The sequence below is a fragment of the Massilia yuzhufengensis genome, from assembly GCF_900112225.1.
In the GTDB taxonomy this organism is placed as follows: domain Bacteria; phylum Pseudomonadota; class Gammaproteobacteria; order Burkholderiales; family Burkholderiaceae_D; genus Telluria; species Telluria yuzhufengensis.
Genome location: NZ_FOLD01000012.1, coordinates 46245 through 70398, shown reverse-complemented (window position 1 = coordinate 70398; position 24154 = coordinate 46245). Strand labels below are relative to the sequence as shown.

The following is a 24154-nucleotide window of genomic DNA, read 5'->3' as shown; positions in this document are numbered from 1 at the left end:
TAGTGGAGACAGCACCATGCAAGACGATATCCGCGCCGCCGGCGCGATCAACGTCCAGGACTTCCTGAACGAACACCGCTTCTCCCCCTTCCAGTGGCTGATTTTCGCCCTGTGCTTCCTGATCGTCTTGCTGGACGGTTTCGACACGGCGGCCATCGGCTTCATCGCTCCTTCGCTGATCAAGGACTGGGGCGTATCGCGCCAGGCCCTCGCTCCGGTGCTCAGCGCCGCCCTGTTCGGCCTGGCCGCCGGCGCCCTGTTCGCCGGCCCGTTGTCGGACCGGGTCGGGCGCAAGGTGGTGCTGGCCGCCTCGGTGATGCTGTTCGGCGTGGCCTGCGCCTGGTCCTCGTTCTCGACCAGCCTTACCGAACTGGCCATCCTGCGCTTCGTCACGGGCCTGGGCCTGGGCGCGGCCATGCCCAACGCCGTCACCCTGATGAGCGAATACTGCCCCGAGAAGCGCCGCTCCACGCTCACCAACGCCATGTTCTGCGGCTTCCCGCTGGGCGCGGCCTTCGGCGGCTTCCTGGCCGCCTGGATGATCCCGCAGTGGGGCTGGCGCAGCGTCCTGATGCTGGGCGGCGTGGTGCCGGTGCTGGTGGCGATCGTCATCGTGCTGCTGCTGCCCGAATCGGTGCGCTTCCTGCTCGCCAAGGGCGGCCGCCAGGACAAGGTGCGCGCCGCGCTGCGCCGCATCTCCGCCAGCGCCGACAAGGCCAGCGCCTTCGTGATGAGCGAAAAAGCCCCGGCCAGCAAGGCCACCAGCGGCATGGGCGTGATCATGTCGCGCCCCTACCTGGTGGGCACGCTGATGCTGTGGCTGACCTACTTCATGGGCCTGGTGATCTTCTATTCCCTGATCAACTGGATGCCGCTGCTGCTGAAAGACGCCGGCCTGTCGCCGCAGAACGCCACCCTGGTCTCGGCCCTGTTCCCGCTGGGCGGCGTGGGCGCCGTATTCTTCGGCTACCTGATGGACCGCTACAACCCCACCGCCGTGGTCGCAGTCGGCTTCGCCCTGACCGCCGCCAGCATCTTCGCCATCGGCCAGAGCGCCGACAACCTGGCCGTGCTGATGGGCGTGGTCTTCGTCGCCGGCGTGGTAATGAACACCGCCCAGTCCTCGCTGCCTTCGCTGGCCGCCGCCTTCTACCCCACCCAGGGCCGCGCCACCGGCGTGTCGTGGATGATGGGCGTCGGCCGCCTGGGCGGCATCGCCGGCTCCTTCCTCGTCGCCGAACTGGCCCGCCAACAATTCGGCATCCAGGGCATCTTCGCCGTGGTGGCCCTCGCCGGCGTCGCCGCCATGCTCGCCCTCCTCGTCAAGCTCGCCGCCGAACCCAAACTTCGGGGTCAGGTCTGACATTTGGACACGGCCTCGACAGTAATAGCCAGCCAGCGGCCCGATGATTTCTCAAGGGCTGTTGGCAAGGTGCATTTCAAGCTGAAACGGGCGGCCTAAAGCTGGGCTCGTGTCCGAATGTCAGACCTGACCCCGAAGTTCGCCGTAGTCGGCTTGGGCTGCGAGGACGCGCTTGAGGGCGGTTTCGGGATCGAGGCCGGCCATCATCTGGTTGATGATTTCCTGCTTGTCCTCCTTGCCCACCTTCTCGCAGGCAGCGCGGTGGGCGCTGAAGTAGGCGTACCAGGCGACGTCGGCAGGACGCTCCTTGCGGGGCTTGAAGCGGGCCGGGACTTTGGCGCGGGTGGCATCCGCAAAAGCGGCCAGCGGCGCCTCGATGCCGGCCCAGTCGGCGTCGGCCACGGCGCGCTTGTCGGCTTCCCATTCCCCGGTGTAGCCCGGCGCCGGAAGCCGGGTCATGCGGTTTACTGCGAGGCTGGCCAGGTTGGGGTAGCCCTGGGCGGCGCAGAAGGCTTCGACGAAGGCCAGTTTCGGGCCGATCCCCACCTGCACGGCGCGGCCCAGCGCCTCGTCTTTCGGATGCAGCGAGCGCGCCAGCGTGAGCAGGTCGCCGTAGGTGATCGGCATGCCGCGCAGGGAGCGGGCCTGCTGCACCAGGGCTTCGGCCAGGCGCGTGCCGACGTCGATATCGTTGTGGGTGAACTGGATCATTGCTGGGTAGGCCCTGGCGTGAAAATGAAAAAGCGTGCCGGTGAAGGGCACGCTTCGCGACGTGTCAGGGACACATCTTAGCAAATACTCCGGGCCGGGCGCCCGGCCCACGGCTCAGAAGGCGCCGACGTAGTTCTCCGCCAGCGCGGTGGCCAGCGCGCGCGAGGCCACCACGTTTTCCAGTTCGGCACGCTGCACCTCGCGCTGGAAGGGCGAGGCATCCGCAAACGTATGCAGCATGCTGGTCATCCACCACGAGAAGTACTCGGCGCGCCACACCCGCTTGAGCGCGTCCTCGGTGTAGCGTTCCAGCCGCTCGCTTGCGCCCTGCTTGTAGAACTGCTCGATGCCCTGGGCCAGGAAGTTCACGTCCGACACCGCCAGGTTCATGCCCTTGGCGCCGGTCGGCGGCACGATGTGGGCGGCGTCGCCGGCCAGGAACAGGCGGCCGGCCTGCATCGGTGTGGAGACGAAGCTGCGCATGCCCACCACGTTCTTCTGGAAGATCTTGCCTTCGGTGAGGCGCCAGCCGTCGCTGCCTTCGGTACGGGCGTGCATCTCGGCCCAGATGCGGTCGTCCGACCAGTTCTCGGCCTTGTCCTTGGGGTCGCACTGGAAGTACATGCGCTGTACCGTGGGCGAGCGGGTGCTGACCAGCGCGAAGCCGCGCTCGTGGCGGGCGTAGATCAGCTCCGGGGCCGAGGGCGGCGCTTCCACCAGGATGCCGAACCAGCCGAACGGATACACGCGGTCGTAGTCGTTGCGGCCCTCTTGCGGCATGGCCGGGCGCGCCACGCCGTGGAAGCCGTCGCAGCCGGCGATGAAGTCGGCGTCGATGCGCGCGCCCTCGCCGTGGTGCTCGAAGGTGACCGACGGCGTGTCGGTCTGGGTGTCGTGCAGCGCCACGTTGCGCACGCCGAACAGGATCTGGCCGCCGGCCGCTTCGCGCGCCGCCACCAGGTCCTTGATCACTTCGTGCTGGGCATAGACGGTGATCGCCTTGCCGGTCAGCTCGTGCAAGTCGATACGGTGGCGGGCGCCGTTGAAGGCCAGCTCGAAGCCGTGGTGCAGCGCGCCTTCCTTCTTCATGCGCTCGCCGACGCCGCTGTTGGCGAGGATGTCCATCGTGCCTTGCTCCAGCACGCCGGCGCGGATCGTGGATTCGATCTCCTCTTTCGAGCGGCTCTCGAGCACGACCGATTCGATGCCCTGCAAGTGCAGCAGGTGGGAAAGCAGCAGGCCGGCTGGGCCGGCGCCGACGATGGCGACTTGGGTGCGCATGGTTATCTCCTATAAGTATTCTGACTGCCCCCATCGTAGCCGTGGACCCGCACGAAAAGAATGGATCAAACCCGAAATGACTTGTACTATTTTGACACCCGCATTTTTTCCGCCCCGACCATGAAACCACCCGCCCGGCTGTCCCGCCCTTCGCGCGAGATTCCCCAGTTCGCCCTCTACGGCGAGCAGGCGCAGCCCGACAGTGCGGAGTTCGTCCATATCGAACTCATCGAAACGCGCAGCCGCTTGTACGACTGGCACATCGGCACCCACGTGCACCGCGGCCTGTTCCAGGTACTTTTTTTACTCAAAGGGCAGGTGCGGGCGGCCATCGGCGACACCATGTGGGAGTGCGCCGGCCCGGTGGCCATCACGATCCACCCGTCGCTGGTGCACGGTTTCGATTTTTCCGAAGAAGCGCAAGGCTACGTGCTCACCATCGACCAGCAGGTGCTGTTCGCGTCGGCGCGCGACCATGGCGACCTGTTCGCGCCGCTGTTCGTCGAACCGCTGGCAATCGCGTTGGGTCCCGAGGGCGCGACCCGCGCGCAGCTGGAGTCGCTGCTGGAACAACTGCTGCAGGAGGCGGCGTGGCCGCAGCAGTGCCACAACCTGATCCTCGAATGGCTGGCGCGCGCCGCCCTGTTGCTGCTGGTGCGGGCCCAGGCCGAGCACCGCCTGGCCGACCAGTCGGGACGCGGCGACTTCGCGCTGTACACGCGCTTTCGCGCCGAAGTCGAGCATCGCTACAAGGAACAGTGGCAGGTAGGCCAGTATGCGGCGCTGCTGAAGGTCACGCCGACCCGCCTGAACCGGCTGTGCGTGCGCATCACGGGGCAAAGCGCCTTCGAGATCGCCCAGGAGCGCCTGCTGCTGGAAGCCTGCCGCCAGCTGACTTACCTGCCGGTGGGCGTGGCCACCATCGCCTACGAACTCGGGTTCCAGGACCCGGCCTACTTCAGCCGCCTGTTCAAGAAGCGCTACGGGCTCACGCCCAAGGATTACCGCGCGGCGCCGCAACAGGGCGGCACCGACCCCGGCTGAGCGCCCGCGCGGGCCTTACAGCTTGCGGGTGGCCAGCGCCGCGGCGCTCAGCGGCAATTCCTCGCTCGATGGCAGCCCACGTGCGATGTCCAGCATGATCCCGCGCAGCCAGATATGGCAGGGGTCATTCTCCTGGTAGCGATGCCACTGCAGGCACTCGGCCATGTTCGGCAGCTGGTAAGGCAGCGGCGGCACGCGGATCGGCAGGCGCCGCGCGCAGGCCAGCGCCACGCGGGTGTGCATGGTCGCCACCAGGTCGGTGCCGACCAGGGCGGTGGCCATGCTGGTGAAGTCGAAGCTCGTGACGCGGATCTTGCGCTAGACGTTCTGGGCCTGCCGCATCAGTTCTTCCACCGTGCAGGAACGCGGCCGGCCCAGCATCGGCGCGATGTGCATCATGTTCTCGTAGGTGGCGGCGTCCAGCGTGTCGCCGACCTGGGTATTGTGCTTGCTGAAAATTGGGCGTCGGGCTGCTGGCCGATGGCGGCCGGTGCACCGAGGTGTGGATCACCGGCAGGTTGACGCCGCTGGCGAATTCGGTATGGATCATTGGGCGCAGGTCGCTTGGCGCGAAGGCCAAGGGCGACATCGCACTGGTGAGCGATTCGGCCGCCACCGGGTTCTGGCCGTCGATGTGCGACACCGAATCGACATCGCGCATTCCCGGCGCTGGCCATTGCTGTTCGAGGCACAGGTGCGGCGCCTGTTCCGCCCGGAGGTGGCGGAAGAGTTCCTGGTGGTGGCGCGACGGATCGCAGCCAGTTTGCAATACGGGTATGTCGGCCGCGCCGAGGTGGCGTGAGGGGAAGGCCTGCCCCGCACTGCGCAGGGGCGAGCGATGCAGGGCGCAGCGGCGCTACCGCTGGACACCGGATGACAGCGCAGGATTAACCGCTGACGATCTCGCCCACGACCTCGACCACCACGGGCACCCCGCACACGGTCATGTCCGGCCGGATCGCTCCCGCGGGGGCAGCATGCTCGAGGTTGACCTTGACGGCGTAGCCGCCATCGCGTTTGGTCAGGCCGACCCCGACTACCTGGACGCCGGGAATCTCATCAAGCTGCGATGCGGCGATGTCCCGGGCTTCGCGGGCTTGTTCCATGGTTGACATATTCATCTTTTTTTCACCTGTCATATCAGGTCTACACGCAAGGCATCGAGGACCTGCGTCATCGGATTAACGTAGGTCAGGCCTTTTCCATTCGCCCCCCCTGCCCTGGACCTTGCAAAAACCAAGCCTACCGCATGCATGTCCCCGTCGACCACCAGGGACCCGCTATCGCCAAACTCTGAAAAGGCCCCTGCACCCAATCCTTCCACCTCGATCTGCTCATCGAACCAGCGCTTGCCGGTGGGGTAGCCTATCATGATGCTTTTCACGGCAAAAGCCTCAATCCTGCCGTGCGTCAGGGCCGACTCCGCACCCAGCTTTGCCACCAGCAAGTCGACGTCGACGGCGGGGGCCAGGCGGCCGGAAAAACGTCCCAGGCCGCGGATGGTGTAGGGGTCGAAACCGATTGCCTGGTCGATCTCGGCAATGGCGCAATCAGCCCTGTTCCCGGTTGGCAGCAAGGGGGTGAAATCGGTCAGGGTACCGACACGATCCTTGTGCAGGTTGCCGCCGGCGGCGATTCCCGGCTGGAGAAGGGCATCGTGCTGTTTCTTGCTGCGGTCTTCATTCGCGATGATGTGATTATTGGACAATAGTTGCGCACTGCCAAGTCCGTTCCGCATCTTGACGAACGCGCCCAGTGTTCCGGGCGACCCGCGGTAGTGCGCGACGGAGGAACCAATCTGGAGTGGACGGTGGCGCGGCGCCGACAGTTTCTGCAACAGGGCCGACGAGCGTACGCTGCCGATGTAGCGGACATCGGCCTCCCCTCTGGCGAGCCGTATGAGCTGATCCACCGCCGGTGACGCCTCGAGATCCTTGCGCTGGAAGCGCACCGCCAGCCGATAGTCGCGCTTGCCCGGCGTGGGGGCAATGCCAACCGCGATGAAATGTTCCGGCCCGTGGCCTTCACTGAGCCCCGCGGCGAACGGCTGCTTTTGCGCCTCGGCCAGCATGGCGACGGCTTGCTGCCTGAGTTCCCAAACAGAGTCGAGATTCATCGAAGTCTCCTGGCATGGCTGCATGAAAATTGATGTTGCCTGCCCTGGCGTGGCTTGTTCCTGCTACTCGGGCCGCCGTGGCAGGAGGAAGGCCGTGGCGAGCGAAAACAGCAGCATGACGATGACCCCGAGCGCATCCTCATACCACGGGGCGAGCGGCCCGATGGTCCGTTTGGTGACGTAAGCCCAGATGGGAAAGGCGAGCGTGGACACGAGCGCTTGCCGGACCCGTCGGCGGTCACCCTCGGCGACCCAGATGAAATAGATCGGGACCAGTATCCAGGCCAGCAGGAAGGCAAGCCAATGGAACCAGGGTATCCAGTCGGGATTGCGCAGCAGCGAGATGGCAGGGACAATCGGCACGTAGAAGGCCAGTATTTCAGCAGGCACGAACTTCGCAAGCGCCTCGATGCGGTCGCGAGACGGCGTAGGCGGCGTACGCCCTGAAGCGGAAAGGATTGCTGTCGGGGGTCCGCCCGCGTAGGGCACCAGCCTGCTCATCCCGGTTTCTCCTCGCATCTTTCCACATGATCATGAACGACAGCTGCGCGCGCGGCGCAGCGCCGGCAGCGCGGATATCGCCGCTCTTGTTCTTAGACGATGGGATGGCGCGGGCGTTCGGTCGCCCCAAGGACTGGGAGGTAGAGCTGAATCAAACTATCTTCACTCCAGCGGCCGGTTGCGCGACTCCACATCGACGCTCCCGATCGCAATCGCCCCGGTCACCAGGAAGGCGGCCAGCATGGCCAGCGCCAGGGTAAAGTGCGTCGCCATCACCGGCGCCACCACGGCTGGGGCAAACAGGCCGCCGAAGCGCGCCACCGCCCCGGCCATGCCCATGCCGCTGGCGCGCAGCTCGGTCGGGTAGACCTCGGGCGTGAAGGCGTACAGGGCGCCCCAGGTGCCCAGCAGGGCAAAGCTCATCAGCAAGGTCGATCCCACCACCAGCGCCGTCGAACTGCCCAGGCTGTAGCACATGCATCCAAGCGCGCTCAGGAGCAGGAAGCCCACCAGGGTCGGCTTGCGGCCCCAGCGCTCCACGCCATAGGCCGACAGGGCGAAGCCAGGCAGCTGCACCACGGCCAGCAGGATCAGGAACTCCTGCCCGCGCATGAAACCGAAGCCCTCCGCACCGAGCTTGACGGGCAGGTACACGAACACACCGTAATAAGCGACCGAGATCAAGGCCCAGGCCACGCACAGGGCGATGCTCCGGCGGCGCAAGCTTCCTTCGAACAGGGCAAACACGGATTTCCTGACCGCGTCCTCGGCTTGCAGCGCCGGGATGGCGACCGTGCGGCCATTGGCTGCGGCCACCCTCGCCAGCACGGCGCGCGCTTCGTCGTGGCGGCCGCTCCGGTTCAGGTACATCGGCGACTCGGGTACGAAGAAGCGCAGTCCGACGCCGACCAGGGCTGGCAGCCCGGTCACCAGGAAGATCACCCGCCACGCATCCTCGCCCCATTGCAGCGCGACCAGGGCCAGCACCGCCAGCAGGATCGTGCCGACCGCCCAGAAGGATTCGAGCAGCACCAGCCAGCGGCCGCGGCGGTCGCTGGGAAGGAACTCGGCCATCATCGTGTAGTCCACCGGCAGCGTGCCGCCGACCCCGACGCCGGCCAGGAACCGGAACGCCAGCAGCCAGCCGAACTCCGGCGCGAAGGCCGACGCCACCCCGAAGCAGGCATCGAGCACCACCGCGCCCATGAGTACCGGGCGGCGGCCGATGCGGTCGGCCAACCGGCCCAGGACGGACGCGCCGACCAGCATGCCGATGAAGAAGACGGTACCGGTCTGGAGCGCCTGCGCCATGGAGATGCCGAAGGTCTTCGCGATGGAGGGCGCGCTGAAGCCGATCGACAGCACCTGCATGGCGTCGGCCATCCAGACCAGGCCGAAGATCAGGAACAAGCGGTACTGGAACTTGCCGACGCCGGCGAGCTGGATGCCTTGCTCGACGGTGATGGGGGTTGTGGCTGAACGAGTTTGCGCCAAAGCTTGCCGACCTTTCTGGTGTGACACATGATGCTGGGATGTGTCATTGCATCATCCCAAGTGTGGCAAGAAGTCCGGGGCGGGACAGTGCAGTGGGAAACATTGGCGACAAAAAAAGCCGGAGCGCAGCAATCGCATGCAAACCCGCGCCATCGTTTATTTCACTCATTCCAAGTACATTGTTCCGCACAGGCGGAACGACGGCGTAACGCACATAACGGCGTACGTCGGTATAGTTTGTCAGCCGCCAACATTCCTCAACAGGTCCAGCACCAACTCAATCAAGCGCCGCTCGCGCGCCACGATCACCGCCACCGCAGTCGTCCCGACGCGTAGCAAATCCGTCGTCTGCTTGGCCTGGAGCGAAGGTTGCGTCGCCGGCAAGATGAACTGCAGCGTGCCGCGCACCAGCCCGTAACACTCGCAGCGTGGCCGACTGCATTACGCCGTCTGGCGCGTTTTGTGGCGGCTGGAAAAGTCGCGCAGGATTTCACGCGCGGCATTGTGTCCGGGCGCCCCGGTGACGCCCCCACCGGGGTGGGTGCCGGCGCCGCAGGTGTACAGGCTGGCGATCGGGCCCCGGTAGTCGGCATGGCCCAACATGGGGCGGGCCGCGAACAACTGGTCCAGGCCCAATGCGCCATGGAAGATGTCGCCCCCGACCAGGCCGAAGCTGCGCTCCAGGTCGAGCGGGCTCATGATCTGGCGTCCCAGCACCGAGCGCTTGAAGTTCGGCGCGTAGCGGTTCACGGTATCGATCATCAGGTCGGCCACCTCGTCGCGGTGCGCATCCCAGCTGGCTCCATCGGGCAGCTGGGGCGCCACATGCTGGCAGAACAGGCTGGCCACATGCTGGCCCGGCGGCGCCAGGGTCGGATCCAGCGTGGATGGGACCAGGACCTCGACGATCGGCGCGCGCGACCAGCCGTGGCTGCGGGCGTCGTGGTATGCCCGTTCCATGTACTGCAGGCTGGGCGCGATGATGATGCCGCTGCCATGGTGCTCGGCCACCTCGGTGCCCGGCAGGCAGGTGAAGCTGGGCAGTTCCGACAGCGCGACGTTCATGCGGAACGTGCCGGAGCCGCAGCGCCAGGCCTGCATGCGGCGCAGGAAGTCGTCGGGCAGCGCGCCCGGGTCGACCAGCCTGGTGTACAGCAGGCGCGGGTTCAGGTTCGACACCACAGCACGGGCGTCGAGTCGTTCGCCCTTGCGCGTGACGACGCCGGTGGCGCGGCCCTTGGCCAGCAGCACCTCCTCCACCGCGGTGCCGGTGCGGATGTCGACGCCCTGGGCCTGGGCCGCCTTCGCCATCGCCTGGGTGATGGCGCCCATGCCGCCGATCGCATGGCCCCAGGCGCCCTTCTTGCCGTTGACCTCGCCGAACACATGGTGCAGCAGCACGTAGGCGGACCCGGGCGTGTAGGGGCTGGCGTAGTTGCCCACCACGCTGTCGAAGCCGTAGACCGCCTTGATCGGCGCGGATTCGAACCAGCCGTCCAGGTAGTCTCCTGCGGATTTGGTGAACAGGTCGAGCAGTTCGCGCTGGGAAGACAGCGACAGCGCGCGCATCCGGTTGCCGAGCTTGCCGGCCTTGATCAGCTCGGGCAGCGCGGCGAGCCAGCTGCCCTGGACCCGGTTGGGCGGGGTTTGCAGCACCAGGTCGCGCAGCAGGTCGGCGGCGCTGTCGAGGTGGCGGTTGTAGGCTTCTAGCCGGTCGGCATCGCGCTGCGAGAACCTGGCGACTTCCTGCGCCGTACGGCCGGCGCCGATCTTCAGATAGCTGCTGTCATCGAGCGGGAGGAAGTTCGATAGCGGACGCTCGACGATGCGCAGACCGTGACCGGCCAGGTCCATGTCCTGGATGATCTTGGGGTTCAGCAGGGAAACGGTATAGGCGGCGACCGAATTGCGGAAACCGGGGTGGAATTCCTCGGTGACCGCAGCGCCGCCGACGACGTCGCGCTGCTCCAGTACCGTGACCTTCAGCCCGGCGCGGGCCAGGTACCACGCGCACACCAGGCCATTGTGGCCGCCCCCGATGATGATCGCATCGCGCATCCGCTTCCTCCCCAGACAACACAGTGATTGTGTACCAAGAAAAAGAAAACCCTGTTTGCCATGATATCGGGGAATTGGCGATGGTCAATTCAAACTAAATAATCAAACGCGGTAGCGTCAATTCGCGTTTGTTAAGGCGCTGTCACCTTTCGCTATGGATGGGTTTGATTGCCAGGCGCAGCAATCGCTCGGCAGACGTGACGCGCCGGCCGTCGAGCGCCCTGCGCCAGCCCAGGTAATTGGGCAGGTAGCGCGAGGCGACGCCGTGGAAGCGCGCCAGCCAGTCGCGCAGGCGGCGGTGATAGGCATTCACGTTCTGGACATGGATGGCGCCTTCGCTGCTGCGCCGCACGCGCTCACCAGCGCGCTGGTTGACGTACTGGTGGGCGATCCGGTGGCGCCGGCTGAAGGCCCGGTAGGCCGCATTGGCGTCGGTCACCAGGAGCACTTGTGGATCGAGCATCGGTAACAGGTGCCGTTCCAGCTGGCGTGCGCTCACGGCGCCGCGTCCGGTAACGGCATCGCAGGTCTGGCCGCTGCGGTCGCGTGCCACGAGGATGCAGTCGTGTTCACGCGACGTCCCGCTCCGGTGCGCGGTGCCGCCCCGCTTGCGTGGCGGGCGCTTGAGGCGGCGCGATCCCTTTTGTGATTCGAGCAGGAACATTTCGTCGGCTTCGGCGATGCCATGCAGGCGCTGCGGGCGATCGTCCCGGACCCTGGTGAGGAAGCGGTGGCGCCAGCGGAAGGCGGTATTGCGATGCACGTTGATACGGTCTGCGGCGCGGCGCACGGGAACGGAGTCGAGCAAAGCGCCGAGGTAGTCGAGCCATTTTTCGCGCAAGCGCAGGCGCGCCAGCGGTGTGCCGCTCAGGTCGTTGAAAGTACGCCGGCATTCCCGGCAGTGGTAGCGCTGCAAGCCGTTGGCCTGGCCATGCCGGTGCCAGCGCATGCTGGCGCATGCCGGACAACAGCGTTCGGTTCGACACTGGTCGAGCAGCACCAGCAACGGATCGAGCCCGGCCGCCGGGCGCAAGGCTTCGACCACTTGAAGGCGCTGGGGCTGGTTCAGCACCGGCAGGGCGGCGAACCACTTCTTGAAGCGGGGCGAACGCATGGAAGGCTCCGTGGGATGGCGATACGGTTTGGACCGTGGCGCAGCTCGACAGTTCAATCCTCATCCATAGCCAAGGGTGACAGCGCCTTTGTTAACGCAAAACGCCGTTCCCGCAGGGTCGGGAACGGCGTCTCTTGCCAACTTATTCAGGCAGCTTGGTTACACCCCTACCATCGACACAGCCTTTGTGTTGAGGTACGATTCCAGCGCCTCCGGCCCACCTTCCGACCCATAGCCCGAATCCTTGATGCCGCCAAACGGCAGCTCGGCGCTCGGCGTGGCCGGCTGGTTAATCCACAGCATGCCGACTTCCATGCGGTTCATCAAGAGCTGGGCATTCTTGATCGACTTGGTGAAGGCGTAGCCGGCCAGGCCGAACGGCAGGCGGTTGGCTTCGAGGATCGCCTCTTCCAGGCTGTCGAAGCCGCGCACCGCCGCGACCGGGCCGAAAGGCTCGTCGTTGAACACGCTCGCTTCCAGCGGTACGTCGGACAGCACCGTCGGCGCGAAGAAGTTACCCGAATCGCCCACACGGGCGCCGCCGGTGGCCAGGATAGCGCCCTTGGCCTGCGCATCGGCGATCACCTGCGACATGGCGGTGAGGCGGCGCGCGTTGGCCAATGGGCCCAGGGTCGTGCCCTCAAGCAGGCCATCGCCCAGCTTCAGGCTTTCGGCATGTGCCACCAGCGCGCGCGTGAATTCGTCCTTGATGCCGTTGTGGACCAGGAAGCGGGTCGGCGAGATGCACACCTGGCCTGCATTGCGGAACTTGGCCGCGCCGGCGGCTTTCACGGCCAGCGCCACGTCGGCGTCCTCGGCGATGATCACCGGGGCGTGGCCGCCCAGTTCCATGGTGGCGCGCTTCATGTGCTGGCCGGCCAGTGCGGCCAGCTGCTTGCCCACCGGGGTCGAGCCGGTGAAGGTGACCTTGCGGATGATCGGGTGCGGGATCAGGTAGCCGGAGATCTCGGCCGGGTCGCCGAACACCAGGCCCACCACGCCCGGCGGCACGCCGGCATCGACAAAGCACTGCAGCAGCGCGGCCGGCGAGGCCGGGGTTTCTTCCGGCGCCTTGCACAGGAAGGAGCAGCCGGTGGCCAGGGCGGCGGACAGCTTGCGGACGATCTGGTTGATCGGGAAATTCCACGGCGTGAACGCGGCGACCGGGCCGACCGGCTCCTTCAGCACCAGCTGCTGGGCCGCCGGGTTGCGCGACGGGACGATACGGCCGTACACGCGCATGCCTTCGGCGGCGAACCAGTCGATTATCTCGGCGCCGGCCATCGCTTCCATCTTGGCTTCGGCCAGCGGCTTGCCCTGCTCCTGGGTCAGCAGGCGGGCGATGTCGCCGGCGCGTTCGCGCAGCAGGTTGGCGGCGCGGCGCATGGTGGCGGCGCGTTCGGCCGCGGAAACCGCGCGCCACTTCTCGAAGCCCTGCTGGGCGGCCGCCAGTGCGCGATCGAGGTCGGCAATGCTGGCATGGGCGACGGTGCCGATCGCCTGGCCGGTCGCCGGGTTCAGCACCGGGATCGTCTTGCCGCCGGCAGCATCTTGCCATTCGTTGGCGATCAGGAGGCGGGTATCGGGATAGCTGGAAGTCGTCATGGTGCGTCGGTTCCTGTATAGGGTGAAAGATAGATGATAACCGTTGTGCAGGCGCCTTGCAGGCAACGCGCATGGCCGTCCCTTCTGGCGTTTCCGTGGTGAAGTGTTGGCAGAAGGCCAAGGTCGCGGTATGCTGCGGCGACACTCGACTCCAACCAACGTCACGAAAGTACACCATGAAGCAATTGCTCTCTTCCAGCGCCCTGGGCCTGGCGTTCGTCCTCGCCCTGGCTGGCTGCGACCGCGCCAAGACGCCGCAGCCGGCGCCAGCCGCGCAGCCGGCACAGTCCGCCCCAATCGCCCTGCAAAAGATCGATACCGTCACCGGCACCGGCAAGGAAGCCGTGGCCGGCAGCACCGCCGTGGTCAACTACACGGGCTGGCTGTTCGACCCTAGCGCCCCGTCGCAGCACGGCGCGCAGTTCGATTCGTCCGTGGGTCGCGAACCGTTTGCCTTCCCGCTCGGTGGCGGCCAGGTCATCAAGGGCTGGGACGACGGCGTGCAGGGCATGAAGGTCGGCGGCAAGCGCACCCTGATCATCCCGGCGGCCATGGGCTACGGCGAAGGCGGCGCCGGCCCGATTCCGCCGGACGCCAACCTGATTTTCGAAGTGGAGCTGGTTGACGTACGATAGGAAGGCTACGGCATCCCAGGTGCTAGCGGCTTTACAAGGTTCCAGGTCAGAGTGCCTGGAAAGTCACCGCATCCGCCTGGTCCCGGCGTTCTCGTCGAGTCCAGGGATCGGTCAGTTGCTGACCGCCCGTTCGGGCAGCCCGGATGCCGCATCTTCCCACTGCCGTAACATCAGGTCGGGATCGCCAACAGGCACCCGCAACAGTTCGACTACCGGATCGTCTACCTGCGCGACGCACTCAAGCTTGCCAGGCATGGCTTGACTGAGATTCTTTAGTGCCGGAACAGGATTCTCCTCAGCCACCATTGCAGCCAGGTTCGTAATCGTTACGAAAGAAGCATCGCCTCCGCACCGGAACAAGCTCACTTCGGAGAAATACCTCGCCGACTCATCGATCGGTGGTCCGAGCACCGCAACGAGTTCCTCCGGATTGTGTTCCAGGCGGCGCCTTACAACATCAGGCTCGTCGATGAATCGGAAAGCAACCGGCACGACGATTTCCCTTGCCCACTGTTCGGTCTGCTCACAGAACGGCGCGCTGGCCCGCCTGGCACCGGCAATCCTGGGCAGTAACAAGAACGTCGCGAATTCACTCAGCCAGACCAGGATGAAGAAGCTACGTGCGACCATCGAGGAGCTGTCCTGGACAATGCCGACCGCGACAGTTGCCATCAGGTCCGGGCGCACAAATAGCCGGAGCACTGTCTCGGGTGTCGAGGCGCTGGACACCGCGGCTGGAACGAGGTGATCGTTCATTGCAATCCACGCTGCCCACTGGGCATACCAGGCAAAGCACCCAACTGCGGCACCTGCCCTTCCCATCCATACCGGATGGCGGACCCGGCCAGCCGTCGCAAGCTTTTTGGACAGCACCGCGAGCGAACATGCCATGATGAGGGTGCAAAGGGGATTGACGATCGGAATCAACTGCGTCGTTCCCCAGGCGTACAGCCAGGCGAAGGGAAGCGTCGCGATGGCTCCCGCCATGACGGCGAGCTTGGCTGCGGACGGTACCTGAAGCGACGCCTGGTAGTAGGGCGTATTCATCATTGGGTGATCAATCCTGTCGAGACTGGGCTGGTCGCTATCCGACCGGTCCGGACCGGCACATGCCAGCAATCCGCGGCGTTTCGCTTGCATTGAACATATTTCACTCCAGCATGGTTACAGTGGCATTACGCTAGCAAAAATCTGGGGCGTCGGCTTGCTGCCTCCCATGGTATTGATGAGAGGAGGCTTGGCGAAGCGCAAAGCGAAGCCATCCTGAAGCTACGCGGCGCACGAAAATCTGGCAGGCTAGTAATTTTTCAGGACAGGGCTTTCGCCATGTGAAATTTGCTCGCGCTTCGGATGCTTGCCTGCCCTGAAATTGCTCAGGATCGCATTGGCCGGCGTCGCCCCGGCATTGGCCAGGAAAGTGAAGTCCATGAGGGCCGGGCCGCTCAAGCCCCGGGTGTTGACCTTGACGTGGTAGGCAGGCAGGGCCTGCGCGGCGCTGCTGGCAAACAGCGCCAGCGCGAACAGGCACAGGGAAAAGCGTTTCATCAAGTTGCGCATGGTGTAATCCTCGTCTCAGAAAATGCCGACGTAGATGGAATTGGTGTAGCCGATCGCCAGCTTGCCCGGGCTGCTGTACGTAAGCGGGACGGTGACCGAGGCGCCAGCCGCGATGCTTCCTTCCTTGACGGTGACGTAAGGCAACCATTGAGCACGCCGCTGGCGTTGTCGAGCGTGACGCCTGCGGGCAGCCCGTTCAAGGCCAGCTGGAAAGGCCCGGTGAGGGCCGCGCCGCTGTTGTTGGTCAGGGTGATCGAAGCGGCGTATTTGTTAGTGAAGCGGTTCCAGGCCAGGCCGGAGCGCAGCACGCCGAAACTGGACGTCGCGTCCAGCGTCGCGCCGTCGATCGCCACCTTGCCCGCGCCGGATGCCGCCAGGTTACGCGATTTGACCGCCTCGAACGAAGCGCCCGGCGTATAGGCGTAGGTCGGCGTCCAGCCCAGCACATTGGTGTACGGGCCGATCGTGAAGCCGCTCGACACCGCAGCGGCACTGGCGCTGGCCCAGTTCTTTTCCAGCGCCGCCCGGGCGGCGTTTTCGATGGCGCTTGAGGCCGGCACGCCGTTGATCCACGAACCCACGGCCGAGCGGCGCTTCCAGCTCCAGGTTGCGGATGATGATGTTGCGGGTGGCGTTGATCGAGATGTAGCCATCGATTAGCTTGGCATCCGTGCCAACGCCGACGATCGTCGTGTTGGATATTTGCCGCCCAACCAAACTTTGAATGACTGACGAAAATCGAACAGCACTATGGTGAAATTCATAATGCCACTATTGCATCAATGCACCACACGCTTCCTGATGGCACCAGGAGAGCCGGCGCCGCGTGTGATTAGTCGACCCGGATCTTGCTCAACTGTGCGTAGGACTGCAGCACCACGACGCCGGGAGTCCCCGCATACAGCGACACGATCCCGTTCTGAGGTTGCGCCCCCGTGAAACCCAGGGAGGTCGCCACCGTGCTGGCGACGCCGGATGGCGTGATTTTTCTCAGCTGTCCCCTCGAGCCCAGCTTGTAGAGGTTGCCTCCAGCATCGATGGCCATCGGGCTATTTCCGCCAAAGGAGGCGGCTTTGCTCGTGCCATCGACATCGTCGAGGAAGTCAAAATTCCGGCTGGTTCGGCCGGCCAGCGTCGTGACCTCGCCAGCGGGCGTGATCTTGCGGATCAGCGCTGTGTCGCTGACATACAGGTTGCCGGCCTTGTCGGTGACGATGTCATCTGGCCCCATGAATCGCGCCTGGGTGCCAAGGCCGTCGACCGGGGTCCTGCCGCCGGCGCAGGCCGATCCCGGCGGGATGCCGGCCTCGCAACCGCCCCCTGCGAAGGTCGAGAACGCACCGTCCGGCGCGATCTTGCGCACCCTCGACCCGTCGCTCGCGTAGACGGCGCCGCTTGGTGCCACCGCGAGGCTCAATGTGTAGGCCGTGGCGACGCGGGAAGGACCATCGATGGTCCCTGTTGCCGCATCATACGGCGCGGTTTGCGTCAATGTAGTCGTGGTCCCGTCGGCTGCGATCCGGCGGATTGCGTAGGCGGAGCCGCCAAGCCGGTCCACGACGTACAAGACCCGGTCCGGCCCGAAGGCCAGCGAAATCGGTTCGCCCACGCGCGCATGGGTCGTGATGCTGCCGTCCGCCGCCACCTTCTTGATCTCCGACACCGGCGCTGAATACGCCAGGTACAGGTTGCCGGATTCGTCGGCGGCGGAATCAACGGGTCGCGCTCCCGTGAGAAAGGGCGGGTCGCCGAACGTCACCGTCCACGTGACCGGCAGGGTGACCCAAGGCGCCGGCACCGGCGATGGCTTCACATTCAGCTGGATCGAGTTCGAGATGCCGCCTGCGCTGGCCGTGATCGTGACCTTGTCCGCCGTCAGATCGGCAGGCGCGGAGTAGGCGGCGATCGGATTGTCCGGACGCGTGTACAGGGTGTCGCCAATGCTGGCCCTGGGCGTCACCGACCAGGTGAGCGGCCCCGTGACACCCGTGAGCGTTGGCGTGATCTCGACCGCCGCGCCGTTGGGCATCAGGGAAGTCGTCGAAGGGTCCAGTGCGATCGTCGGCGCAGGAGGCAAGGAAGGCGCAGGCGGAGTGTCGTGCCCGCCGCCACCGCATGCAGCCAGCAGGGCAACGGAGCACATCGCAAGATGGCGCGCATTGATCATCGAAAGTCTTTCGTTTCATGGCGGAGTACGCATCTTACACATCCGATGCGGCGCACAATTCACGAAAACTCACACCGGTCCATCGGTGGCGCGCGGTCCCTACAAGTGTGCCCGGTACCGGAAGTCGCGGAATCGCACCTCCCCCGCCCCGACCGCGTACAGCGCAGGTTTCAAGGACATGAAGCCGCCACGCACGTTGTGGTGGTAGCCCGACACCTCGTAGCCGCGCGGGCCGCGCTTCCAGGTCTTGCCGTCGCTGGAAATATGGATGCTCACCACATGCTTGTGATTGCGCACCCGCAGGAACAGGCGCGCGCCGTGCGGGTTGGCGAATTTGCCGTGCTCCGTGCCATAGCGGTGCATCGTGAACTCCTGCGCGTCGAAGCCCAGGCCGCAATACAGCTTGTGGTCGTAGAACAGCAGCAGGCCCCCGCGCGTGCCGGGGTCGACTTCGAGCTGGCATTCGAACTCGTAGTCCTGGTCGGGCGCCACGAACACCAGCGGCGAACTGTCGGACGGCTGGCTGCCACTGCCTTTCAGGTGCAGGGTGCGGTCACGGCGCGCCAGGCGCCTGGTCTCGCCGGGGGAAGGACTGAAAAAACTCCACTGCACGCCGTACTTATCGGTCGAGAAGTCGTCCGACAGCGCCATGCCGTGCGGGCCGGCGGCGCCGCCGCGCGGTTTGGGGATGGGCCGCGACAGGTCGCCGCCGCCAAACTCGGGCCAGCCGTCCGCCGTCCAGGTGACCGGCGCCAGCAGGGTTTGCCGGCCCAGGGTCCAGAAGCCGTTCTCATAGCCGTGGTACACGCTCCACCAGTCGCCCGCCGGGCCCTGCACCAGGGTGGCGTGGCCACGCGACCACCAGCGCTCTTCGACGCTGGTGGTGCGCACCAGCGGATTGCGCGGATGGTGTTCCCACGGGCCGTTGATGGAGCGCGAGCGCGAAGCGATCACCATGTGCCCGGTCGGCGGGCCGGCCGTGCCGCCCACGGCCAGCACCAGGTAGTACCAGCCGTCGCGGCGCAGCACCTTGGGCCCTTCGGGCGAGAAGGCTTCCACTTCCCAATCGTCCGGATAGCGCCACGGCTCGTAGACCCGCTCCGGCTTGCCGATGGTGGACAGGCCGTCGTCGGCCAGGCGCACCCGGTCCACGCCGGACAAAAACAGCCAGCGCGAGCCGTCCTCGCCCACCGCGTGGCCGGGGTCGATGTGGCGCGGCAGGTCGAGGTCGACCGGTTCCGACCAGGGGCCGCGGATGTCGTCGGCCCAGATCACCCAGGATGTCGTCCGCGACCCCGCCACCGCCGTTTTCTTGGTGGGGATATAGAGGTAGTAGCGGCCCTTGTGCCTGCACAGTTCGGGCGCCCACACCGAGCCGATGTTTTTCTGCAGCGCCGCTACCAGCGGCTGCCAGTTGACCAGGTCCTTCGAGTGCCAGATCACCAGGCCCGGATAGGCGTCGAAGGTGGAGAAGGTCATGTAGTAATCGTCGCCGTCCTTCAGGATGGACGGGTCGGGATGGTCGCCCGCGACGATCGGGTTCAGAAACGTGCCGTCGCCAAGGTCGCCCTTGCGCTGGCCTTCCTGGCCGCGCTTCCAGCCCGGCCAGGCGGTAGGCGGCGCGCCTGCGGCCGGCAGGCCGGCGCCGAGCAGCAGCGAGCCCAGGCCGGCCGACGTCAATGCCCTGCGTCGGGTCAGCTTCATGCGGTGGTGTCCAGGGTGGTGAGGCGCAGCAGGTGCTGGGGCAGCCCCGGCGTCTCGGCGCGGAAGGTGAACAAAGCGCCCGCCAGGGGCTGTTCCACCAGCTGCCTAGGCGCCAGGCCCTTGCGCGCCGTGGTCACGTACACCGTGCGCAGGTCCTCGCCGCCGAAGGCCAGCTTGGTGATGTTCGAGCACGGAAAGCGCACCTCGCCCAGCTTGCGCCCGTCCGCGTCGTAGCGGTCGATGCGCCAGCCGCCGAAGGTCGTCACCCATACGTGGCCGTTGGCGTCGACCGCCATCCCGTCCGGGTGGCCTCCACCCGTGATCTCGACGAACAGGCGCTTGTTCGACAGCGTGCCGTCATCCGCAAGGTCGAACTGGTAGACGCGCCTGGCCAGTGTATCGGTGTGGTACAGGCGGCGCCCGTCCGGGCTGACGGCGGGGCCGTTGGTGATGACGTAGCCGTCGTCCTTGCGCGCAGCCTGCTCGCCGTCGAAGCGGTACAGCGCGCCGGTGGACGCTGTTTCGCCATTGTCCATCGAGCCGAACCACAGGTGGCCGCCGGCGTCGACGTAGCCGTCGTTGAAGCGGTTGCCGGTGGCCTCGCCCTCCACTTCCAGCAGGCGCCCGAAGGCGCCGCTGGACTCGGTGAAGCAGTACAGGCCATCTTCCAGCCCGCACACCATGCCGCCATTCACGGTCGGCACGACGAAGCCGACCTGGCTCGGCGCCTCCCAGATGCGGCGCGCGCCGCCGTCCGGGGCGCAGCAGTAGATGCGGCGGCCCTTGATGTCGACGAACCAGATGCGGCGCCGCGCGGCGTCCCACAGGACGCCCTCGCCCAGCGTGGCTTGCACTTCCCAGAGCGGGATCGGGGTGATTTCCATGAATGCCTTTGTAGTAGACGGCTAGGGCTGTACCGAGACCCGGTAGACGGTGGTGTGGCGATAGGTTTCGCCTGGCCCCAGCAGCATGCCAGGCGCCCGCGCGCCGTCGCGCTGGACGCGCGAGGCGCTGGAGGCGAGGCAGAAACCGGCGTGGCGGCCGTAGGCCGCGGGGCCGCGGCCATTGACGCCATCGAGCCGGTTGCCGCTATAGAAATGCAGGTCGGTGCCGGTGGTCGACACCTGCAGGCGCCGGCCCGAGCCCGGATCGTGGATCGTGGCGACCGGGCGGGCGATGCCGGTGCCCGCGCCGGTCCCGAGCTGGTAGGCATGGTCGAAGCCCCCGGCCACGCCGATCTGGTCGTGCGGCCAGTGCAGGCGCGGTCCGATCGGGGCCGGCCGACGGAAATCGAAGGGCGTGCCGCTCACCTCCATATCGCGCAGGGTCCCGCCGGCGTCAATGGCCAGGAAGCGGTCGGCGTCGATCTGCAACATGTGGTCGCCCACGTCGGCCTGGCCGCCATTGAGGTTGAAACAGGCGTGCGTGCTCAGGTTGACCAGGGCCGGGCTGTCGGCCACGACGTGGTAGCCGATGGTGAGGCAGCCCTCTTCATCGAGGTCGTAGCGCACTTCCATTTCGGCCAGGCCCGCGCCCATGCCGTACTGGTCCGCCGGCCGCAGGCGCAGGCTGGCGCCGCCCACGTCGAGCTCACCGCGCCAGTGCATCGCATGCAGGCGCGGCGCGCCGCTGTCGCGGTTCACCACCGCGCCCAGGCAGGCCGTGTTGTGGGCGTAGTCGCTGTCTTCGGGATAGCCGAGCAGCACGTCGGCCATGCGTCCGTAGCGGTCCGGCGCCCACCAGGACACCATCGCAGCGCCATGCTCGCTGATGGTCACGCGCATGCCGCGCAGGTTCTGCAGCGTGAATTGCCGGGGCACGCGGGCGGGCTGCCAGGAACTGGTTGTCATCTCACACACTTCTTTCTTGCGTTAATCGACGGCGCTGCACGCCGTCCCGTAAGTGCTGAGCAGCCGCTCCTGGTAGCTGCGCGGCGAGCAACCGAGCTCGCGCTTGAATACCGAATGCATGTACTGGCTTGAGGTAAACCCGCATTTCAGGGCCACTTCAGCCAGGTGGCAGTCGCCCTGCTTGAGGATGTCGACCGCCGCGTTGAGCCGGAAGCGCAGGATCTCATCGTGCACGCTGTAGCCGAGCTCCTGGCGGAAGTGGCTTTCCAGCGAAGAGCGCGAAATGCCGACATAGCTCGCCACCTGGTCGGTCTTGATGCCTTGGCAGGCGTACTGGCGAATGAAATGGCGGGCCCGCATCACATGCGGATTCCGGGCCGGCTCGTGCTTGCTCGAGGCCAGCACATTGATGCCCGCCGGCGGCACCAGTATGCGGGTGTCGTTCAGCCGCACGCCGTGCAGCACCTGGTCCAGCAGGTGGGCCGCCGTGCGCCCCATCTCCTGCGCGCCCTGGATCACGGAACTCATGGGGATGCGGGTCAGGATGCGGGCCAGCGGGTCGTTGTCGATGCCGATCAGGGCCACCTGCTCGGGCACGGCGATGCCCGCCAGGGTGCAGGCCTGCAGCAGCTGGCGCGCGCGGGCATCGGTCACCGCCACGATACCGACCGGCTTGGGCAGCGAATGCAGCCAGGCGATCTGCTCGCGCACCGCCTCGTCCCAGGTCTGGGCGCGCGTGCTCTGGCCGCGGAAGATGGCCGGCTCCATGCGGTCGCGCCGCATCAGGGCCGTAAAAGCCTTCTCGCGTTCCTGGGCCCAGCGGTTCTCGCGCGCTTCGGGCAGGCTGAACAGGGCGAAATTGCGCAGGCCAGCCTCGATCAGGTGCTCGTAGGCCAGCTTGATGATCTTGACATTGTCGGTGGCGACGTAGGGCACCGAGGCCGGGTAGTCGGCCGGGTCCTCGTAGGAGCCGCCCACCGCCACCATCGGCACCCGGCTCGCGGCCAGCGTGGCCGCCACGGTCGGGTCGTCGAAATCGGCGATGATGCCATCGCCCTGCCACTTCTCGATGCCGGACAGGCGCAGGCGGAAGTCTTCTTCGAGGAACAGGTCCCAGTGGGTGCGGGTACTCGACAGGTAGTCCGCGATGCCGGTAATGACTTCGCGGTCGAAAATCTTGTTCCCGTTAAACAGCAGCGCAATGCGGCGCGTCTTGGGCATCAACATGGTTTGTCTCCTGATGGCCCGGTCTGCTTTGGACGGGCCTGTTTCCCACTATGTTGCGGGAATACGATGATTTTGGGACCGTATGCGGGTCTGGACAATAGCGAAATTGACCAAGCGGGCTAGCGATTCTTGTCAAACCACTGGCAAGCATTGGTCAGGCCAATTTCATGTCGCTCATCTTACAGGGAGACGGGATAATGTAAACAGGGAACGGCTGAAGTCACCGTTAGCCTTGAAACCGTCGTACGCGCCACTGGCGCCTACGACTACCGGCGAAGGCCGGTACCTAATTTTGCGTGTATATCCACTGCGTGTGCGGCTAGTGGCAGCGTAACGGAATTGGGTACCGGCCTGCGCCGGTACGACGGTGCTAGGGATGCGGGACTGTCGTGTGGCGTCACTAGGCAGCGTGGCGCCGGTGTGTACAGCTAGCGAAAAAAATGATCGCTCCCCCAAGACCGTCGTACGCGCCACTGGCGCCTACGACTACCGGCGAAGGCCGGTACCTAAGTTTGCGTGCATATCCACTACGCGTGCGCTTAGCCCTGCCGACGCCCTGACCGCGTGGCCACATCCAGCCACACCGCCAAGGTCAAAATACCCCCCTTGACGATCATCTGCCAGTAGGCGTCCACGTCCAGCATCGACATCCCGTTGTCCAGGCTCGCCATCACCAGCGCGCCCACCAGCGCGCCGTGCACGGTGCCGGCGCCGCCGCGCATCGAGGTGCCGCCGATGAAGCAGGCGGCGATCACGTCGAGTTCACCGGACATGCCGGCCGAGGGCGAACCCGCCGCCAGGCGGGCGGTATTGATCAGGCCAGCCAGTGCGCACATCAGGCCCATCAGGCCGAAGATCCACAGCTTCACGGCGCGCACGTTCACGCCCGACAGGCGCGTCGCTTCCATATTGCTGCCGACGGCGTAGATGCGGCGGCCGAACACGGTCTGGTGGGCGATGTAGCTGAACACGCCCAGCAGCACCAGCAGCACCAGCGCCGGCAGCGGGATGCCTTCGTAGCTGTTCAGGGTGGTGATGAAGCCGGCCAGCACGGCGCCGATGATCGCCACCCGCCCCACGCTGCGCCACAACGGCAGCACCGGCAGGCCGTGCCTGGCCTGGTTCACGCGCTGGCGCCAGGCCAGCACCGCGGCCAGGACGAACAGCGCCACGCCCAGGAACAGGCCGAAGCTTGGCGGCAGGTAGGCCTGGCCGAGCTGTTCGAATTCCGGCGAGATCGGCGCGATGGTCGAGCCGTCGGTGATGCCCAGCACGATGCCGCGGTAGGCCAGCATCCCGCCCAGGCCGACAATAAAGGAGGGAATCCCCGCATACGCCGTCAGGTAGCCGTTCACGAAGCCCAGCAGCATGCCGCTGGCCAGCACGATCGCCATCGAGATCGGCAGCGGCAGGTGGTGGGTGACGTCCAGCACCGCCGCCATCCCGCCCAGCAGGCCCAGGAGCGAACCGATCGACAGGTCGATCTCGCCGGCGATGATGACGAACACCATGCCGCAGGCGAGGATGCCGGTCACCGACATTTGGCGCATCAGGTTCGAGAGGTTGCGCGCGGAAGTAAAGCCGCCGTCGGTCTTCCAGCTGAAGAACATCCAGATCAGCGCGATCGCCACCAGCAGGGCCAGGATCTTGTACTGGGTGAAGAACTGCTTGAAGCTGAAAGTGGCGCGCGGCGCTCCGGCGCCGGCCGCTTGTATGTTCATGTGTGC

The 24154-nt window shown here is 66.0% G+C and carries 26 protein-coding genes and 1 pseudogene; 5 read left to right on the top strand and 22 right to left on the bottom strand.

Annotated features, from left to right (window positions below; genetic code table 11):
- Positions 1-28 precede the first annotated feature (28 nt).
- Positions 29-1363: an MFS transporter gene (locus tag BM031_RS12120; RefSeq protein WP_218147593.1), complete on the top strand. Its 1335-nt coding sequence runs from the start codon at positions 29-31 to the stop codon at positions 1361-1363.
- A 120-nt stretch (positions 1364-1483) separates the two neighbouring features.
- Here the strand turns inward: BM031_RS12120 and BM031_RS12115 are convergent, their stop codons facing one another.
- Both BM031_RS12115 and BM031_RS12110 read right to left on the bottom strand, forming a co-directional pair.
- Positions 1484-2074, bottom strand: coding sequence for a hypothetical protein (locus BM031_RS12115; RefSeq protein WP_091874829.1), 591 nt, complete (start codon positions 2072-2074; stop codon positions 1484-1486).
- A gap of 114 nt (positions 2075-2188) precedes the next feature.
- Complete coding sequence (locus BM031_RS12110; RefSeq protein ID WP_091874828.1) at positions 2189-3355, bottom strand: 4-hydroxybenzoate 3-monooxygenase; 1167 nt, start codon at positions 3353-3355, stop codon at positions 2189-2191.
- Positions 3356-3475: 120 nt separating this feature from the next.
- Between BM031_RS12110 and BM031_RS12105 the strand changes: the two genes are divergently transcribed.
- Entirely contained in the window at positions 3476-4399 is a 924-nt protein-coding gene (locus BM031_RS12105; protein WP_091874879.1) for a helix-turn-helix domain-containing protein, read from the top strand.
- 15 nt (positions 4400-4414) lie between these two features.
- Here BM031_RS12105 and BM031_RS26350 read toward each other — a convergent pair whose 3' ends face one another.
- On the bottom strand, positions 4415-4564 hold the full coding sequence (locus BM031_RS26350; protein WP_370660051.1) for a hypothetical protein: 150 nt from the start codon (positions 4562-4564) through the stop codon (positions 4415-4417).
- Positions 4524-5015 carry a glycosyl hydrolase gene (locus BM031_RS25930; protein WP_370660053.1) on the bottom strand — a complete coding sequence of 164 codons (492 nt, stop codon included), beginning with the start codon at positions 5013-5015 and terminating at the stop codon, positions 4524-4526. The genes BM031_RS26350 and BM031_RS25930 overlap by 41 nt, the downstream gene beginning before the upstream one ends.
- Between BM031_RS25930 and BM031_RS25925 the strand changes: the two genes are divergently transcribed.
- Positions 4902-5201, top strand: a complete 300-nt coding sequence (locus BM031_RS25925) for a globin family protein (protein ID WP_370660054.1) — start codon at positions 4902-4904, stop codon at positions 5199-5201. The genes BM031_RS25930 and BM031_RS25925 overlap by 114 nt on opposite strands.
- An 85-nt stretch (positions 5202-5286) precedes the next feature.
- On the opposite strand, the gene BM031_RS12095 is transcribed toward BM031_RS25925, so the two are convergent.
- From BM031_RS12095 to BM031_RS12065, 8 genes are all read right to left on the bottom strand, one after another.
- A complete protein-coding gene (locus BM031_RS12095) occupies positions 5287-5520 on the bottom strand; it encodes a hypothetical protein (protein ID WP_143084575.1) in 234 nt (77 codons plus the stop codon).
- Positions 5521-5534: 14 nt separating this feature from the next.
- Positions 5535-6515 carry a hypothetical protein gene (locus BM031_RS12090; protein ID WP_143084574.1) on the bottom strand — a complete coding sequence of 327 codons (981 nt, stop codon included), beginning with the start codon at positions 6513-6515 and terminating at the stop codon, positions 5535-5537.
- 63 nt (positions 6516-6578) lie between these two features.
- On the bottom strand, positions 6579-7016 hold the full coding sequence (locus BM031_RS12085) for a hypothetical protein (protein WP_091874825.1): 438 nt from the start codon (positions 7014-7016) through the stop codon (positions 6579-6581).
- Positions 7017-7178: 162 nt separating this feature from the next.
- Positions 7179-8510 (bottom strand): MFS transporter, encoded by a 1332-nt coding sequence (locus BM031_RS12080; RefSeq protein WP_091874824.1) that lies wholly within the window; start codon positions 8508-8510, stop codon positions 7179-7181.
- A gap of 240 nt (positions 8511-8750) precedes the next feature.
- Positions 8751-8918, bottom strand: coding sequence for a hypothetical protein (locus tag BM031_RS25525; RefSeq protein ID WP_177207738.1), 168 nt, complete (start codon positions 8916-8918; stop codon positions 8751-8753).
- A 33-nt stretch (positions 8919-8951) separates the two neighbouring features.
- Positions 8952-10568, bottom strand: a complete 1617-nt coding sequence (locus BM031_RS12075) for a phytoene desaturase family protein (protein ID WP_091874823.1) — start codon at positions 10566-10568, stop codon at positions 8952-8954.
- 142 nt (positions 10569-10710) lie between these two features.
- Complete coding sequence (locus BM031_RS12070; protein ID WP_091874822.1) at positions 10711-11682, bottom strand: IS1595 family transposase; 972 nt, start codon at positions 11680-11682, stop codon at positions 10711-10713.
- Between the two features lie 159 nt (positions 11683-11841).
- Positions 11842-13287: an NAD-dependent succinate-semialdehyde dehydrogenase gene (locus BM031_RS12065; RefSeq protein ID WP_091874821.1), complete on the bottom strand. Its 1446-nt coding sequence runs from the start codon at positions 13285-13287 to the stop codon at positions 11842-11844.
- Between the two features lie 176 nt (positions 13288-13463).
- Here BM031_RS12065 and BM031_RS12060 point away from each other — a divergent pair, with 176 nt between their 5' ends.
- Positions 13464-13922, top strand: a complete 459-nt coding sequence (locus BM031_RS12060) for an FKBP-type peptidyl-prolyl cis-trans isomerase (protein ID WP_091874820.1) — start codon at positions 13464-13466, stop codon at positions 13920-13922.
- 111 nt (positions 13923-14033) lie between these two features.
- Here BM031_RS12060 and BM031_RS12055 read toward each other — a convergent pair whose 3' ends face one another.
- The 3 genes from BM031_RS12055 to BM031_RS26445 all read right to left on the bottom strand — a co-directional run bounded on the left by BM031_RS12055 (position 14034) and on the right by BM031_RS26445 (position 15623).
- Positions 14034-14972, bottom strand: coding sequence for a hypothetical protein (locus BM031_RS12055; RefSeq protein ID WP_091874819.1), 939 nt, complete (start codon positions 14970-14972; stop codon positions 14034-14036).
- A gap of 246 nt (positions 14973-15218) precedes the next feature.
- Positions 15219-15467 carry a hypothetical protein gene (locus BM031_RS12050; protein ID WP_143084573.1) on the bottom strand — a complete coding sequence of 83 codons (249 nt, stop codon included), beginning with the start codon at positions 15465-15467 and terminating at the stop codon, positions 15219-15221.
- A 27-nt stretch (positions 15468-15494) separates the two neighbouring features.
- Positions 15495-15623 carry a hypothetical protein gene (locus BM031_RS26445; RefSeq protein ID WP_502500907.1) on the bottom strand — a complete coding sequence of 43 codons (129 nt, stop codon included), beginning with the start codon at positions 15621-15623 and terminating at the stop codon, positions 15495-15497.
- 3 nt (positions 15624-15626) lie between these two features.
- Between BM031_RS26445 and BM031_RS26440 the strand changes: the two genes are divergently transcribed.
- The gene (locus tag BM031_RS26440) at positions 15627-15899 is read left to right on the top strand and encodes a hypothetical protein (RefSeq protein WP_091874817.1); all 273 of its coding nucleotides are present in this window, start codon (positions 15627-15629) and stop codon (positions 15897-15899) included.
- A gap of 177 nt (positions 15900-16076) precedes the next feature.
- Here BM031_RS26440 and BM031_RS26435 read toward each other — a convergent pair.
- The 7 genes and pseudogenes from BM031_RS26435 to BM031_RS12010 form a co-directional block, all read right to left on the bottom strand.
- Positions 16077-16196, bottom strand: a pseudogene (locus tag BM031_RS26435) (pectate lyase family protein); the annotation flags it as partial.
- 115 nt (positions 16197-16311) lie between these two features.
- On the bottom strand, positions 16312-17646 hold the full coding sequence (locus BM031_RS12035) for an NHL repeat-containing protein (RefSeq protein WP_143084571.1): 1335 nt from the start codon (positions 17644-17646) through the stop codon (positions 16312-16314).
- 99 nt (positions 17647-17745) lie between these two features.
- Positions 17746-19350 (bottom strand): family 43 glycosylhydrolase, encoded by a 1605-nt coding sequence (locus BM031_RS12030; RefSeq protein ID WP_091874814.1) that lies wholly within the window; start codon positions 19348-19350, stop codon positions 17746-17748.
- Positions 19347-20234 (bottom strand): SMP-30/gluconolactonase/LRE family protein, encoded by an 888-nt coding sequence (locus BM031_RS12025; RefSeq protein ID WP_091874813.1) that lies wholly within the window; start codon positions 20232-20234, stop codon positions 19347-19349. The genes BM031_RS12030 and BM031_RS12025 overlap by 4 nt, the downstream gene beginning before the upstream one ends.
- Before the next feature lie 21 nt (positions 20235-20255).
- Positions 20256-21200, bottom strand: coding sequence for an aldose epimerase family protein (locus BM031_RS12020; protein ID WP_091874812.1), 945 nt, complete (start codon positions 21198-21200; stop codon positions 20256-20258).
- Positions 21201-21221: 21 nt separating this feature from the next.
- Positions 21222-22427: a XylR family transcriptional regulator gene (locus BM031_RS12015; RefSeq protein ID WP_091874811.1), complete on the bottom strand. Its 1206-nt coding sequence runs from the start codon at positions 22425-22427 to the stop codon at positions 21222-21224.
- A gap of 539 nt (positions 22428-22966) precedes the next feature.
- Positions 22967-24148 (bottom strand): sugar ABC transporter permease, encoded by a 1182-nt coding sequence (locus BM031_RS12010; RefSeq protein WP_091874810.1) that lies wholly within the window; start codon positions 24146-24148, stop codon positions 22967-22969.
- Between the last annotated feature and the right edge of the window lie 6 nt (positions 24149-24154).